The 15,312-nt window shown below is 51.2% G+C and carries 13 protein-coding genes; 8 read left to right on the top strand and 5 right to left on the bottom strand.

Translation table 11 applies throughout. The annotated features are described in order from the left end of the window. Positions 1-40: 40 nt before the first annotated feature. The 4 genes from IEX02_RS15595 to IEX02_RS15580 form a co-directional block, all read right to left on the bottom strand. On the bottom strand, positions 41-484 hold the full coding sequence (locus IEX02_RS15595; protein WP_188697194.1) for a CBS domain-containing protein: 444 nt from the start codon (positions 482-484) through the stop codon (positions 41-43). Positions 485-560: 76 nt separating this feature from the next. Beyond that, complete coding sequence (gene rmuC / locus IEX02_RS15590) at positions 561-2,030, bottom strand: DNA recombination protein RmuC (protein ID WP_229702245.1); 1,470 nt, start codon at positions 2,028-2,030, stop codon at positions 561-563. Positions 2,031-2,227: 197 nt separating this feature from the next. Then, positions 2,228-2,857 (bottom strand): 3'-5' exonuclease, encoded by a 630-nt coding sequence (locus IEX02_RS15585; RefSeq protein WP_188697191.1) that lies wholly within the window; start codon positions 2,855-2,857, stop codon positions 2,228-2,230. Between the two features lie 68 nt (positions 2,858-2,925). Then, positions 2,926-3,801 (bottom strand): DMT family transporter, encoded by an 876-nt coding sequence (locus tag IEX02_RS15580; protein ID WP_188697188.1) that lies wholly within the window; start codon positions 3,799-3,801, stop codon positions 2,926-2,928. 156 nt (positions 3,802-3,957) lie between these two features. On the opposite strand from IEX02_RS15580, the gene IEX02_RS15575 reads away from it, so the two are divergent. From IEX02_RS15575 to IEX02_RS15555, 5 genes are all read left to right on the top strand, one after another. Next, positions 3,958-4,299 carry an FKBP-type peptidyl-prolyl cis-trans isomerase gene (locus tag IEX02_RS15575; RefSeq protein ID WP_188697374.1) on the top strand — a complete coding sequence of 114 codons (342 nt, stop codon included), beginning with the start codon at positions 3,958-3,960 and terminating at the stop codon, positions 4,297-4,299. A 274-nt stretch (positions 4,300-4,573) separates the two neighbouring features. Continuing rightward, complete coding sequence (locus IEX02_RS15570; protein ID WP_188697185.1) at positions 4,574-6,772, top strand: TonB-dependent receptor; 2,199 nt, start codon at positions 4,574-4,576, stop codon at positions 6,770-6,772. After that, positions 6,772-7,974 (top strand): ABC transporter substrate-binding protein, encoded by a 1,203-nt coding sequence (locus IEX02_RS15565; protein ID WP_188697182.1) that lies wholly within the window; start codon positions 6,772-6,774, stop codon positions 7,972-7,974. Before IEX02_RS15570 ends, IEX02_RS15565 begins: the two co-directional genes overlap by 1 nt. Before the next feature lie 74 nt (positions 7,975-8,048). Further along, entirely contained in the window at positions 8,049-9,032 is a 984-nt protein-coding gene (locus tag IEX02_RS15560; RefSeq protein WP_229702244.1) for a FecCD family ABC transporter permease, read from the top strand. Then, on the top strand, positions 9,033-9,806 hold the full coding sequence (locus IEX02_RS15555; protein ID WP_188697177.1) for an ABC transporter ATP-binding protein: 774 nt from the start codon (positions 9,033-9,035) through the stop codon (positions 9,804-9,806). A 112-nt stretch (positions 9,807-9,918) separates the two neighbouring features. Here the strand turns inward: IEX02_RS15555 and IEX02_RS15550 are convergent, their stop codons facing one another. After that, positions 9,919-11,448, bottom strand: a complete 1,530-nt coding sequence (locus tag IEX02_RS15550) for a fumarate hydratase (RefSeq protein ID WP_188697173.1) — start codon at positions 11,446-11,448, stop codon at positions 9,919-9,921. A gap of 176 nt (positions 11,449-11,624) precedes the next feature. On the opposite strand from IEX02_RS15550, the gene pabB reads away from it, so the two are divergent. The 3 genes from pabB (at position 11,625) to IEX02_RS15535 (ending at position 15,169) form a co-directional block, all read left to right on the top strand. Beyond that, positions 11,625-13,013 (top strand): aminodeoxychorismate synthase component I, encoded by a 1,389-nt coding sequence (pabB, locus tag IEX02_RS15545; RefSeq protein ID WP_229702243.1) that lies wholly within the window; start codon positions 11,625-11,627, stop codon positions 13,011-13,013. A gap of 25 nt (positions 13,014-13,038) precedes the next feature. After that, a complete protein-coding gene (locus IEX02_RS15540) occupies positions 13,039-13,605 on the top strand; it encodes a CoA pyrophosphatase (protein WP_188697165.1) in 567 nt (188 codons plus the stop codon). A gap of 190 nt (positions 13,606-13,795) precedes the next feature. Then, positions 13,796-15,169, top strand: a complete 1,374-nt coding sequence (locus tag IEX02_RS15535; RefSeq protein WP_188697162.1) for an L-serine ammonia-lyase — start codon at positions 13,796-13,798, stop codon at positions 15,167-15,169. The last annotated feature ends 143 nt before the right edge of the window (positions 15,170-15,312 follow it).

The following is a 15,312-nucleotide window of genomic DNA, read 5'->3' as shown; positions in this document are numbered from 1 at the left end:
ATTTTTGCCCTGCATAGCCGCAGGTAAAGGTAACAAGGGTTCAGATTTTAGAGGGGTCAGCAGGCAGCAACGTTGCGTCCTTACGCTGTTCTATCTGCTTAAAAATATCCCGCCAACTGACGATTCCCACCCATTGGGCATTCTCGTCAACGACCGGCAGGCAGGATATGGGGTGGCGGTTAAACAAACGCACGGCCTGTAATACCGTATCGTCCTGATTAATAGTGATCAGATTACGACTCATGATCTGATACACCTTTTTCTGAAAGGAGGCCAGATCCCTGGCATCAGCACTGGACGAACCAATCCGGGCACTAACCGCTTTAAGCAAGTCACGGTCAGAGATAACGCCCAGCAAGGTTTTACCGTCCACCACTAATACATGGTGGAATTTGTGCTTTTGAAATATCTCGTGCACCCGATATAGATTGTCATCCATCTTGACCGTCACCACCGGGGCACTCATTATTTTGCTAACTTTCACCCTTTTGCCTTCCAGAACAAAAAGTTAACAGCCCTTAGCGGCACTATAACGAAACCGTAGAATAACCGCTAGTAGATTAATCGCCGTCCTCATCCACAGACAGTTCAGCCAAATTGCTACTGATTTTCTTGGAAGACTGCACGCCCAGACTTTTGAATTCCTCAGCCCGCCTTACCAAGTTCCCTCTCCCTTCCGACAACTTCTTCAAAGCACCGTCATACTTTTTCTGCACTGTTTGCAGTGATGTTCCAAGCCCTTCCATATCGGCGGTAAAGGCCACAAATTTGTCGTACAGATCGGCGGCTTTCTTAGCAATTTTCTGAGCATTCTGATTCTGGTATTCATACTGCCAGATATTGTTAATGGTACGCAGGGCCACCAGCAAATTGGTGGGGCTAACCAGCATAATATTGTTATCCAGTGCCAGCTTGATAAGGTCGGGGGCCTGGTCGATGGCCAGCAAAAACGCGGGTTCTACCGGCACAAACATCAACACGTAATCCAGGGTTCGCACCCCCTCAAGCTTCTGGTAATCCTTATTACCCAGCCCTTTAATATGATTACGAATAGATTGAATATGCTCGTTCAGGTGGCGGGCGCGGCTGTCCTCATCTTGTTCATTAAAGTAACGTTCATAGGCCGCCAGTGACATTTTGGCGTCGATAATGACATCCTTGCCGCCGGGTAAATGCACAATCACATCTGGCTTGTAGGCTTTACCTTGTTCATCTTTGTATTGGCCTTGTGTGTCATATTCATGCCCTTCGCGCAGACCGGACTCGGTAAGAATGCGTTCCAGCACAATCTCACCCCAGTTGCCCTGCTGCTTATTATCGCCTTTAAGGGCTTTGGTCAGAGCGGCCGCTTCTTCGGTAATCTGTTTGTTCAGCTCTTTAAGACCCAGGATCTCGGTTTTCAGCGAGGCACGCTCCTGCCCTTCACGCACATACTGGTCGCTCACCTGCTTCTTAAAGCCTTCAATTTGATCTTTAAGTGGGGTTAACAAGGAGTCCAGACTCTGCTTGCTGGCCTGGCTGAAATTCTGGGTTTTCTGCTCAAATATCTTATTGGCCAGGTTTTCAAACTGCTCTTTTAAGCGAGTTTCGGCTTCCTGCAACATGGCTAACTTTTCCGCCATGGCCTTTTGTTCTTGCTCAAATCGGGCCGACTGCGCCTCAAGCTGAGTACGCAGGCTGCTAAGCTGGTCATTGGCATGCTGCCATTTGTCCTGCCACTCGCGGCTTTGCGCCTGCAATTCAGGGATACGCTCAGCCTGCTGGCGGAACTGTCCTAATTGGTTTTGCGTTTGTAACTGCTGTTGATGATAGTTCTCAAGGCTTCGTTCTTTGTCACTGACTTCTTCATAAGCCTGGTGCAGGCTGTGCTGACTTTGCGCCAATTGCTCTGTGAGTTTATCCAGCTCACTTTGCATCTGTTGCTTATCTGCACGGGCCCGGCTGGCCGCCGTCATCCAACTGATACCACTGCCCACAACAAGACCGCCAAACGCCAGGGCTAAGTGCAATGCGTTGAATTCCAGATTCACTATTATTGTTCTCCAACAAAGAATTCTTGTGCAGGAACGCGCCCTGCTAAACAGCCACAGATATTAACATGTGGTGCATAGGTTTTCCGGCGCAGGTGCGGTAAAAAACGCTTTAACAACTTGCACCCCGCTGCGTTAATGACAACCTGCGCATTTTTCTCCGCCAAGACCTAGCACTACGGCGCTTAAACTGAGCGCTATCCCCCGTTGATAAACAGCTGGGGCGCGCTCAAACGCAGTTGCCGGTAAACACATAGGCTGGCATAAGCATCATTGGCTGCATAGGCAATCTGAGCGGTCGATAAGGGTAAACGCGCCCAGTTTGAGGTGGAGATATGCTTAGACTTAGGCAGATACTGCTTAAGCACAATAGCCACGGCAGCCTGCACGCCCACCTGATCTTTATAGCCCAGCGATTTCACTACTTTGGCTAAGTCCACACAGGGTGTCAGCGCCACCCCCAATTTATGCTGCAAAGGTCCTCTGTCAGAACGAAGGCCAAAACCCACTTTAAGAATATGCTCGGCCTGAATAATTGCCGCCAGGTGAGCATTTCCTTCAAGTAAGGCAGCGCTAAATAAAAACGCTTCTTTATCGGTAGCTAGTTGCAACAAATGCGGGCCACCGGTGGACTGATTAGCCACAAAGCTTGGCTTGCTCTCCGTATCAAAGCCCAATACATCGGCCTGACCAAGTATTTGACAGGCAGCCGCCACATCGTTACCCGATATCAGCATATGAATATTTTCCGGCTTTAAGCCAGCAAAGGCAGGCAAGTCACGAATTTGCTGTTTAGAGGGCCGGGGAAGATAAGAATGAGGCTGCATAGTCAATCCCTGATTTTTTGTGCAGCCTAGCGGAATTCAGCCGGGCTTAGCAAGCGAAGTTCATTGTCTTAGACCTTAGGTTTGCTTGTCGAGCTGATCGGCGTGGGCTTGCTTCGCGCCATCACCACCAAAGCGATACCGCCCAAAATCAATAGCGCGGATAACATCAGTTTCACTGACAGCTGTTCACCGCTAAATACCACTCCCCCCGCCGTTGCCAGTAAAGGAACCAATAACTGCAAGGACGCCGCCAGCGATACAGGTAACTGTGGCAAGGCCGCATACCAGATGACATAACCGATCCCAGAGGTAAGCATGCCGGACAGTAGCGCTAATACCACGCCATTATCTGACACCTGCATATGGCGCCAACTAAAGAGCATCAAAATGACCACCAAGGGCGTGGCGCGCACAAAATTCATTGCCGTATCATTGAGCGGCTGTTTGGTGCCCTTACCCAACAAGGTATAACCGCCCCAGGCTGTGCCAGCTGCGGCCATTAACAAAAAGCCGAAGGGGTCTGGCTGCCATTTATCCGGCGCCAGTAAGTACCCCAGCCCCGCCATCGACACCAGCATGCCAACTAGTTCCAATTTCTTCGGTCGCTGGCCGGTCAGCATACCTATGGCTATCATGCTAAGTTGCACAAAACCAAACAGGATAAGCGCGCCGATACCGGTTTCAAGCCATTGGTAGGCATAAGAAAAGGCCGCCGCATAAATAAATAACATGGCAGCAGGCAGCCAACTGCCGCGTTTAAGAACCTGAGCTGGGCCGGTTCTTACCGAAGCAATCAGCAGCAAAACCAGCGCACCGGATAACAGGCGAATAGCAGTAAAACTGGCCGCATCGGTACTGCCATCCAGCAAGGCCAGACGATTTAGCACCGAATTGCCGGCAAAGGCCACTAAGGCCAAAGTGGTAAGCAAAAAAAGTTTCAGCATAAACGCCGCCGGCGACCAATTAAGGCAACAGCATATAGCCATTTTTGCCGCACACCAAGTTGAGGTACAAGCGCTGCTTCGCTGCGCCTTAGCTAGAAAATACAGACACATGCACGTAAGCTGCGTTTTTGGCGAACCATGCAAGTGAGAAATGGCATGACAGACAGCGTAAAAATTGAAGATTTGGTAACCGGCAGTGGCAAAGCGGCAGTTAAAGGAGCACTGATTACCGCCCATTATCGCGGGTGGCTGGAAGATGGCAGCGAATTTGATTCATCCTACGATAAAGGCCGCCCGTTTCAGACCGTACTCTCCGCTAACAAAGTGATACAGGGCTGGTTCCAAGGAATGCAGGGTATGCAGGTTGGCGGTAAACGCAAGCTGTGGGTACCGGCGGCACTAGCCTACGGCGAAAGACAAATCGGCGACAAGATCCCGGCCAACAGCAATCTGATTTTCGAAATTGAGCTGCTTGAAGTACTCACCCGGGACGACTAACCACAGGAAGACCTTAGCCCCATCATACCCCCTCTAAATGCATCAACGCGCTTTTTACTGATAGCTCTACCAGCGCTCAGAGCAAACTCTTGCTGTTCTGAGCGCGGTAAACCTCGGTCCTACTCCAATGCTTTTTGCTAAAGCTGCAGTGTAAATACTCCCCCAGAAAATCTTGCCCCCCCCTGTTTAAAGCCGATTTGATATAATATAACATACCACAGAAAGCGATTGTATTTTGCACACCCAGGCCGTAACAGGCGATTTAGGAATATCTATGCCAAAAAGGACACATTGGACATTTTTTTTAGCCGCCCCGAGCCTGTTCTATCTTCATCCCAGTTGGGCTGATGAACAACAAAGCCAGCTCGCGCAGATAGAAAGGATTGTAGTAAGTGCCACCCGTACCGAAAAAAGACAGCTTGAGGTACCAGCTGCCATAACAGTGCAATCCTTTGACGTGCTGCGTCAAAAAGGCCTTACCTACAGTACCGATGAGTTCAGAGGTGTACCTGGGGTATTTTTTCTCAGAGGAGAAGACACGCCCTCCATCTCGATAAGAGGTGCTACCGGTAATCACGGCAATGACACCTTTTTGGCACTTATCGACGGTATGCCTTTTGTCGGGCCAGATGAAGAAGTGCTGTTGTCTGACGTCCCCTATTCTATTGTCGAGCAGGTTGAGATCGTTCGCGGACCCAACTCGGCATTATATGGGCGCGGCGCCATTGGCGGCGCTGTCAATTATCAAACCCGGGATCCGGCCACCGACATTACAGAATTATCCCTGACCGCAGGCAGCGATAATTACTACCGTGGGCAGTTGCTGCTCGAACGTCAAACGGAGCAAGGCACGGGCCTGTTTGCCACTCTGACTCATGAGAAAGACAAAGGCTGGCGTGACAACAGTGCCCAGGATACAAGCAGTGCCTTTTTCAAATCCCGCTTGGCCCTAAGCGATGTCAGTGAGCTTACCGCCTGGTTATCATACTTTGAGCGCGATGCCGACGTGCCCAGCACTATCCCCACCTTGGCAAATGGCGACATTGTTGAGGTAATTGGCGGGTCAAAAAGCTTTCTTGGCCAAGGCCCGACCAGAAACAACCTGCAAAGCTGGATTGGCGCCGTGCGTTATGAGCACCATCTTAGCCATAGTCTGGATCTGCAAGTAACGCTGCAAACCCGTCAGTTTGATCGTGATGTCAGGCTCAACTTCTACGACTACTTTGAATTCGATCCGGCCAACAATATGATGGGGGTGAATGGATTTACCTCGTTCAATGACACCTCGGTCTACTTCGCCGAAGCCCTGCTTCACTGGCAAAATGACCGCCATAACATAGTGGCGGGAGTGAGTGCGGAAAGAACCACACTGGACGAGAAAGATCGCTGGTCAGGCGCGCTTGACCCCGTCTTCAGCGGCGCATGCGGCTTTCGCTTTTATGACATATTAATAGACTACAGCACCGGCAAGATAATCAATGATCAGGCCGACAATACCTGTTTTGTGCGTGAACAACTGCGCACCGCAGCCGATACCACCAACCAGTTTTATGGCCTGTTTATTCAGGATGAAATCGACCTCACCGACAAGCTTAGCCTGACCTTAGGGGCCAGATTTGATGCCTTTGAAAGAGACATTGATTTTACGGTTATTGGCACGCAGCCAGTGGACCAATCGGCGTCAGGAAGTGCCAATGCCATCTCTCCTAAAGCCTCACTGGCTTACCAGCAAGATAATAGCCTGTTGTACTTGAGTTACGGGCGCGGATTTAACTCAAACTTTGGCCCGGTGTTTCAGTGGGACCCGAATCGCTACGCACGGGACGAAGCCCCAACCACCATAGACAACTACGAGCTCGGCTGGAAAGGTCAGGCACTTGACCGCAACCTGAGCTGGGAAACGGCACTGTTCTACTTTGAACAAAAGGATCGGCGTATTTTTATTGATAACCCCAACCCAGCAGGGCCGCCAACACTTGCTACCACAGGGCAAAAGTACACCAGCCATGGTCTGGAAGCCTCGGTCAGCTACCGGCCAACACCAGCCACGCAGCTGCTGTTCAACTATACCTACCTTGCCCCCAAGTGGGATGAGCTGATTATTGCAGGCTCCTTTGGTGAGCCAGACAGTGATTACACAAACCACACCCCTCAAGGGGTTCCCGAGCATATTTTTTATTCTGAAGTCAGCCATCAATTCAGCCAATGGCTACAAGCCAGACTGTCATATGAATGGTACGGCAATTACTTTGTGGATTTGTCAAACCAGGTGAGAACCGGCCAACATCAACTGGTTAACTTGTCAGCGACATTCACACCCTTGGAAGACGACAAGTTAACGGTAGATCTGTCAATTACCAACCTGCTGGACGAGGAATATTTTTACTATTTTGCCGCTTCCCGCACCGCAGCAACTAATGCCACCCCCGGCACACCACGTCAGCTGCGGTTAGGCTTAAGGATGACATTCTGATGCGTAGCACCTTGTTAATATTGCTGGTTGCATTCATTGTGGCCTGCAACAAACCGGCAGTGCCGGTAGACATCGCGGCCCATGCGTACCAGCCGGTAGACAAAAAACTCAGGCCAGTTCAATTAGCCCACACAAACACGTTTAGCGTCTATGAGAGCAGCGGCTACAAAGTCGTTGAGCTAAAAGCCCCAGTGGTGACCTGGAGTGGCTCGGCACAGGGCGATGACCTAAGCGCCCGCATTGTGTTAGTGCCTGAGGGGCAGCCCTTACCCGTGCTATCGGGCAAGCTTAGCGATGCCGCTGTCATCAGAACGCCGGTAAAACGGATAGCCACAAACTATGCCTTTTTGGAGGCCATTGTCAGCGAATTGGGCTTAGAGGACAGGCTCGTGGCGGTTGGTGGGGTAAAAAGCTACAACGATGATATTCGTGCCAAAGTAAAAAGCGGCGACATTGCCCAAATTGGTTACGGCTGGCATAAACCGCCCAATATGGATCCCTTGCTAAATGCCAGGCCTGATGTCTTGCTGATGGTGATGGGCAGCCTTTCTCATGCCGGACACATGGACAGAATCAACGCTCTTGGCATTCCTGTCGTACCTGTTTTTTTTGAAGCAGAAATTAACTACATGGGGCCGGTAGACTATGTGCGGCTGGTAGGCATGATGACAGGCAAGGAGCAGGAAGCAGAAAACTTTGTCAGCAAAGTCGCAGCCAATGTTGAACACTTGAAAAGCCTGGTTCGCTCTGCTCCCCGTAAAAAAGTGCTGAGTTCCTGGTACAGCGGTGGTGAGCGCTGGATGGTCACAGTGCGAAACGCCGACAATGCGCTGATAGAGGATGCCGGAGGCATCAACCCTATGGCACAGCCGGATGATATCCATATTGATGACTTTGTTCAGATGAGCTCCGAAACCCTGTTGCAAGAAGCCCGTGATATTGATTGCTGGATAATCCGCGACAGCCATTCGCAGCCCTTTAATGACACAAAGTTTTTACGCAACTTTAAAGCCTGGCGGGAAGGCTGCTTATTCGCTGCCGACGGCTCACGTCATCCCGAAATAGACGCCTTTGATATTTATGCCACAGGGCAGATACGCCCGGATCTGATTTTGCAAGACCTGATCCAAATGCTGTATCCCGACCTGCTTAAGGCGCCCTACAGATATGTTCAACCTGATAATCAGACACCCAGATCATGAAAAACAATTCGATAAGCCAACTAAATCCCGCTGTACTTCAGCAAGTCATTGTCACTGCATGTATCCTCTGCTTAATGATGATAATCCTGTTCAACCTGTCTTTTGGTCAGGTGGCCTTGGGTTTGGACAGGCTCTCCTTAGCTGTTTTTGCCCCAGATACAGATCCCGTTGCTACCCAGATTGTTCGTGATATTCGCTTACCCAGGATCCTGACAGGTCTGATTGCCGGCGCAGCACTGGGGATATCGGGGGTGCTAATGCAGGCGCTGTTTCGCAATCCTATGGCTGACGCCTGGTCACTGGGCTTACTCGCAGGCGGACAGTTAGGTGTGGCCCTAATTGTCACAGCCGCGGCTTTCGCTGGCCCTGCAGCGCTGGCATTTCTAACCGCTTTTCAGGGGGTCGGCTTAACGGCTGGGGCTATTATTGGGGTCACGGTTTTCGCCTTCATTATGGCCGGGCTATCCAGGCGCGTGAACAATATTACCCTGCTAGTGGTTGGCCTGATGCTGGGTTTTACCGTGCAAGGGTTGGTCAGCATTGTGATGCACTTTGCCAATCGCATTGGCGGGCGGGTATTTTCCGGATGGAACGACGGTACCTTTGCCGGTACTGAATTTGCCGATTTAGGTTTTATACTGGTGCCAACCCTAATCGGTCTTTTGATTGCCTGCTTTAGTGCCAAAGGTCTCAGTGCGATGTTGCTGGGTGAAACCTATGCACGCAGCATGGGAGCAGAGGTTAAAAAACTCCGCTGGCTGACCTTAGCGGCGGTGGTTTTGCTGGTCGCCCCCATCACCGCCTATTGTGGCCCAATCACCTTTATCGGGCTGATAGTGCCGCATTTTGCCAGGGCAATTGCCAGAACCTCACAAATCGTAAAGTTGCTGCCTATTGCCGCGCTATGTGGGGCACTTTTAGCCACTATTGCCGATGCCATAGTGCACCTTCCCTGGGATCAGCATTTTTTGCATCTAAACGCCATTCTGGCGCTGGTAGGTGCACCCGTTGTAATTGGTTTGTTACTGACCAATCAAGGACTCAGGGGGCGCATCTAAATGCTTAAACTAACTAATTTATGTGCTGGTTATGCTGGCCCCAGAGGCAAGGTGTTAAGCAATGTCGCGCTGTCTGTTGCGGCCGGAACCTTTGTCTGTGTGGTTGGCCGCAATGGGGTAGGAAAATCGACGCTGCTGCGCACCATAAGCGGCCTGCAAGGGCCACTTATGGGTGAGGTCAGTTTGAATCAGGTTAACTTACACGAAATGACGGCGCAGTCCCGCGCCAGATTGATTTCCGTGGTCACTACGGACAGGATTTCCAGTCCAGGGTTAACCGCCCGCGATGTTATCGAACTGGGCAGACAACCCTACACCAACTGGCGCGGCCAATTAACCCAGGCAGATAAAGCCGCGGTTGAAAATGCCATGCACAGATTAAATACCAAGCGCTTTGCAGATAAACCACTGGATGGATTATCTGACGGTGAGCGTCAACGGGTGATGATCTCCAGAGCATTAGCCCAGAATGCCGATGTCATGGTGCTTGACGAGATCACTGCGTTTCTCGATCTCCCAGGACGAGTGGAGGTAATGAGCTTGCTAAGACGCTACGCTCATACTTCAGAGAAAATCGTGCTGTTATCCAGCCACGACCTGGAATTGAGCCTGGAGTTAGCCGATCAAATCTGGATTGTGGATGATGGCAAAGTGGTTTGTGGCAGCGCCACAGATAAGACAGTGCAAAATGCGCTGTCGAGCGCATTCGATACCAGCGATGTGGCTTACGACCCAAGCAGAAGGCAGTTTAAGCTCAAGCAGGCAAGTAGCTAAACCTATCCGGCCTGGCACTTTCCTTTGCCAAACCAGGTTCTACGTAAACAGGTTCATTCTTCCTGTGAGATAAAAAGATAAAGGCGTCCTAAGACGCCTTTATTGGTTTGCTTTACTTGGACAATGCCGCGTCCAGTTCTTCAATTTTGGCTTTCCAAATGGCAGGGCCGGTCTGGTGGGCATTACAGCCCTGGCTGTCCACCGCCACTGTCACTGGCATATCTTCTACTTCAAATTCGTAGATAGCTTCCATGCCCAAATCTTCAAAAGCCACCACACGGGACTTTTTAATTGCCTTAGACACCAGATAAGCGGCGCCGCCAACAGCCATCAAATACACGGCTTTGTGCTTGGCAATACTCTCTACTGTGGCAGGACCACGCTCGGCTTTACCAATCATGCCGATAAGACCGGTTTGCTCCAGCATCATATCGGTAAACTTGTCCATACGCGTCGCCGTAGTCGGGCCAGCGGGGCCAACCACTTCATTACCTACGGCATCCACAGGACCCACGTAGTAAATAAAGCGGTTCGTCAGATCAACCCCTTCAGGCAGGCCTTCGCCGTTTTGCAGCATGGTCTGAATACGTTTGTGCGCAGCGTCGCGACCGGTAAGCATTTTGCCTGACAGCAGCACGGTTTCACCGGACTTCCACTGTTGAATTTCTTCTTTGGTGACGGTATCCAGATTCACGCGGCGGGTGTTAGCCCCCACTTCCCAGGTCACTTGCGGCCAGTCTTCCAGTTTAGGCGGGGTCAGCTCAGCGGGGCCGCTGCCATCTAAATGGAAATGCACGTGGCGGGTAGCCGCACAGTTAGGGATCATCACCACCGGCTTAGACGCCGCGTGGGTAGGCACCGACTTGATTTTAATGTCCACCACTGTGGTCAGACCGCCCAGGCCCTGCGCGCCAATGCCCAGGGCATTTACTTTATTGAAAATATCCAGGCGCAGTTTTTCTTCGGTGGTCTCGGCGCCACGTTCCATCAATTCATGGATATCCACCGGATCCATCAGGCTTTCTTTGGCCAGCACCGCGGCTTTTTCCGCCGTGCCACCAATACCCAAACCTAACATACCAGGCGGACACCAACCGGCCCCCATAGTGGGCAGGGTTTTAACTACCCACTCGGCAATATCATCGCTGGGGTTTAGCATCACCATCTTGGATTTGTTTTCGCTACCGCCGCCTTTGGCCGCGATCATCACTTCGATATGGTCGCCTTCCACCATATCGATATGCACCACTGAAGGGGTGTTATCTTTGGTGTTTTTACGGCTACCGGCCGGGTCGGCCACAATCGAGGCGCGCAGCGGATTGTCAGGGTTAAGGTAGGCACGGCGAGTGCCTTCATCCACCATCTGCTGCACTGTCATATCGGTTTTATCCCACTGTACTCCCATACCGATTTTGACGAAACAGGTCACAATGCCGGTGTCCTGACAAAGCGGACGGTGGCCTTCGGCAGACATACGGGAGTTAATCAGGATTTGCGCCATGGCATCTTTGGCGGCCTGGCTTTGCTCTCTTTCGTAGGCCTTCTCAACCGCCTTCACATAGTCCAGCGGGTGGTAATAGGAGATAAACTGTAGGGCATCTTCGATGCTATCGATAAAATCCTGCTGACGAATCACAGCCATGCTTTTGCCTCATCGCGTTGTCTGATTTTTACACACTCGGTAACCTTCAATGCGGCTACCTGCTTGGTCTTTCTTGTTGTTGCAGTATGATACTCCCATTAGCCGCGGCGACCAAGGCCGGATAGCCTGTATCTGATTAGCCTTTGGTCTGGATGCCATGCCTTTTTGGGAATCTTGTGAATACCACGTTACTACCTGATAACTTACCCATTCTGAATCTGTTTGCGCATTTTGCCCATCAGCCCTGGGCCCTATTGCTGGACTCTGCGCAAAGCCAACATGAAAACGGACGCTACGATATTCTGCTGGCCAACCCGGTTGCCCATATCCAAACCTTCGAGGGGACAAGCCAGATATGGCAGCGCAGCACCGACAGTGTTGAATACCGAAGCGCGGATCCGCTTAGTCTGGTGGACGCATTAAACAGCGCATTATTCCCTGATATCGAACACCTTAATGCCCCTTTTACCTGCGGCGCAGCAGGGTATTTTAGCTACGATCTGGGCCGCTGTTTTGAAGTCTTACCCGCCAAGGCCGAAAAAGACATTCAGGCACCGGATATGGCGGTGGGTTTTTATAGCTGGGCTGTGGTGAAAGACAATCACACAGGTCAAACCCGGCTTTATGCGCACCCTGATCACCCAGCCCCCAGTGCAGAGGAACTAATAGCACAGCTAGATAAACCAGCCAAAAACGCCGGTAAATTTAGCTTAACCGGCGACTGGCAAGCCAATATGAGTGAGGCAGAATATCTGCAAAAGTTAGCACGCATTCATGACTACCTGCTCGCAGGTGATTGCTACCAGGTCAATTTGGCGCAGCGCTTTAGCGCTCCTTATCAGGGTGATGAGTGGCTGGCCTATCTGACCCTGCGCGCCAGTAATCAAGCGCCCTTTTCGGCCTTTATGCGTTTAGCCAACACCGCAATTTTGAGTTTGTCGCCGGAGCGATTTTTATTGGTCGACGGCGATAAGGTGCAAACCAAGCCGATTAAAGGCACTCGTCCCAGACACCAGGACGCTGCGCAGGATGCGATCCTCGCCAACGAATTGCGTCAGGCCGACAAAGACCGTGCCGAAAACCTGATGATTGTGGACCTATTGCGCAACGATTTAAGCAAGCACTGCCAAAGCGGTTCGGTAAACGTGCCAAAGCTGTTTGATATTGAAAGCTTCCCGGCTGTGCACCACCTGGTCAGCACCGTAGAGGGAAAGCTGAACCCCGAAGCATCAGCAGTGGATTTGTTGCGCGGCGCCTTTCCCGGTGGATCTATTACCGGGGCACCAAAAATACGGGCTATGCAGGTGATTGACGAGCTTGAACCCCACTCTCGTCATTTGTACTGTGGCAGCATTGGGTATCTATCCGCCCAGGGTCGTATGGACACCAGCATCTGTATCCGTACGCTGATATGTGAAAATCAACGTATTCACTGCTGGGCAGGCGGCGGTATCGTATTAGATTCACAGCCGCAGGCCGAATATCAGGAAACCCTGCACAAAGTGAATAAAATTCTGCCGGTGTTAGCAACTGTTTCCGCTTCAGGCAGGTCAGACAAGGAGTAATCACTAAGGGAGTCAGCCACACACTATGCTCAAGAGCGAGTTTCTGAATCGATTTCATCATGTCCGCCAGGTGGGCGGCGAGGCAGATTTTCCACTGCGAAGGCCCGGCAGCCCTGCCGCCGTATTAATGCCTATTATTGAGCGGGACGAACTCACTTTATTATTTACTCGCAGAGCCAGCCATTTAAAACACCATGCCGGCCAGGTCAGCTTTCCCGGAGGACGGCAGGAACAAAGCGATACTGATTTACTGGACACGGCCCTGCGCGAGACTCGCGAAGAAATCGGTATAGATACCAGTAATGTCGAGATTGTCGGCCAACTGCCCCGCTATCGCACCATCAGTGGCTATGAAGTCACCCCTTTTATCGGTTTGTTGCCACCGCCGAAGGTATTAGTGCCCGACCATAACGAAGTGGCGTCGGTTTTTGAGGTACCTCTGAGCTATCTGATGAATAAGCAAAACCATATGATCCATGTTGCCGAACGTCGCGGCATCCCCCACCCCGTTTATTTTATTCATTGGCAAAACCAACATATCTGGGGAGCTACGGCGGCGTTTGTGCGCAACCTGGCCAATCACCTGGAGTAAGCCACATCGTTTTGTTTTATCGCTTTTTCCTTTAGTACGAACAGTACGCCATCGCACCTGGCAAACCCAACCACAGAAAACTTTACATCAGATTAACTTTTCTAATCCGGTGGATTACTTTTGTCTGTTTGTCAGATTGACCAGAATAGTCAATATTGGACAGTTACAAGAATTTTTAAATGAGAACCCTATGATCAGTGTATTTGACATGTTCAGTGTCGGCATCGGCCCGTCCAGCTCCCATACGGTCGGCCCGATGCGTGCAGCCAAAGCTTTTTTACAGGATCTCAAAGACCGGGGTCTGTTTACGCGCACCGACTTTGTCAAAACAGAATTATATGGGTCACTGGGTCAAACCGGCAAAGGGCATGGCACAGGCAAAGCGGCTATCTTGGGTTTACTTGGCCATGATCCAGAAACCGTGGATGTAGATCAGGTCGATGCCATGCTGGCAGAGATAGACAACACCCAGCAGATTAATCTGGGCGGCGAAAAGCAGGTTAGTTTTCCACGTGAAGGAGCTATTGTCTTCCACCGCCGCAAAACCCTTAAGCTACATTCCAATGGCCTGACATTTTTTGCTTATGAAGGTGAAGAGCTACTGGCCAGCCAAACCTATTACAGTATCGGTGGCGGCTTTATTATTAAGGAAGAAGATTTCGAGGAAGAAAAAGCCACGGCACTGAAGCATGATGAACAACCCGTGCCCTTCCCCTTTGAAACCGCTGCCGAGCTAATGGCCCATTGTAAAGAACATGGTATGCGTATCAGCACCCTGATGCTAAAAAACGAACAGGTGTTTCAGAGTGAAAAGGAAATTCGCGCCAAGCTTTGGCATATCTGGCAGGTTATGGCGGCCTGTGTAGAAAAAGGCAAGATGACCGAAGGCATTTTGCCTGGCGGTCTGAAGGTCAGACGTCGAGCACCAGATCTGTACCGTAAACTGCAAAACGAAAAAAGTGCCGACCCCATGGCCGCCATGGATTGGGTGAATCTTTTTGCCCTGGCCGTTAATGAAGAGAATGCAGCAGGTAGCCGGGTGGTCACCGCCCCCACCAATGGCGCGGCCGGCATTATTCCCGCGGTACTTTGCTACTTTGACAAATTTGTCCGTCCGGTGGACGAAGACACAGCGGTACGTTACCTGCTAACAGCTGCGGCAATAGGTATTTTGTATAAAAAGAATGCCTCCATCTCAGGTGCTGAAGTGGGTTGTCAGGGAGAAGTGGGCGTAGCCTGCTCCATGGCCGCCGGGGCACTGACTGAAATACTGGGGGCCAGTGTGTCCGCGGTAGAAAATGCCGCCGAAATTGGTATGGAGCACAATTTAGGCCTGACTTGCGATCCTGTTGGCGGTTTGGTCCAAGTGCCCTGCATTGAGCGCAACGCTATGGGTGCCATCAAAGCCATCAACGCCGCTCGCTTAGCTATGCGCGGTAGCGGTGAGCATAAAGTGTCACTGGATAAAGTCATCAAAACCATGTGGGACACCGGCAACGATATGAAATCTAAGTACAAAGAAACGGCAAGAGGCGGACTGGCGGTTAATATCATCGAATGTTAAGCCGTTTCTTTACCGGGCAGGACGCCCGGCCAGCCGCCGTAGCACAAGATAAATCACACTTTATCGCCAGGGCGAAGGCGGATGGACAAGCTGCCGCACAGGGACGAGCGGCAGCGCAAACTAGTCAACGGCTCGCGGTGGAT

This window comes from Bowmanella pacifica, assembly GCF_014645355.1.
Classification (GTDB): Bacteria; Pseudomonadota; Gammaproteobacteria; order Enterobacterales; family Alteromonadaceae; genus Bowmanella; species Bowmanella pacifica.
The sequence above is the reverse complement of the archived record's forward strand: the minus strand, read 5'-3'. Positions and strand labels throughout refer to the sequence as shown.

Excerpts from the sequence above, each read along its gene's own strand:
- IEX02_RS15585 (WP_188697191.1), bottom strand. The coding sequence starts at position 2,857 with ATGCAGCCTCATTCTTATCTTCCCCGGCCCTCTAAACAGCAAATTCGT.
- IEX02_RS15580 (WP_188697188.1), bottom strand. The coding sequence starts at position 3,801 with ATGCTGAAACTTTTTTTGCTTACCACTTTGGCCTTAGTGGCCTTTGCC.
- IEX02_RS15575 (WP_188697374.1), top strand. The coding sequence starts at position 3,958 with ATGACAGACAGCGTAAAAATTGAAGATTTGGTAACCGGCAGTGGCAAA.
- IEX02_RS15570 (WP_188697185.1), top strand. The coding sequence starts at position 4,574 with ATGCCAAAAAGGACACATTGGACATTTTTTTTAGCCGCCCCGAGCCTG.
- IEX02_RS15565 (WP_188697182.1), top strand. The coding sequence starts at position 6,772 with ATGCGTAGCACCTTGTTAATATTGCTGGTTGCATTCATTGTGGCCTGC.
- IEX02_RS15560 (WP_229702244.1), top strand. The coding sequence starts at position 8,049 with ATGATGATAATCCTGTTCAACCTGTCTTTTGGTCAGGTGGCCTTGGGT.
- IEX02_RS15555 (WP_188697177.1), top strand. The coding sequence starts at position 9,033 with ATGCTTAAACTAACTAATTTATGTGCTGGTTATGCTGGCCCCAGAGGC.
- IEX02_RS15550 (WP_188697173.1), bottom strand. The coding sequence starts at position 11,448 with ATGGCTGTGATTCGTCAGCAGGATTTTATCGATAGCATCGAAGATGCC.
- IEX02_RS15540 (WP_188697165.1), top strand. The coding sequence starts at position 13,039 with ATGCTCAAGAGCGAGTTTCTGAATCGATTTCATCATGTCCGCCAGGTG.
- IEX02_RS15535 (WP_188697162.1), top strand. The coding sequence starts at position 13,796 with ATGATCAGTGTATTTGACATGTTCAGTGTCGGCATCGGCCCGTCCAGC.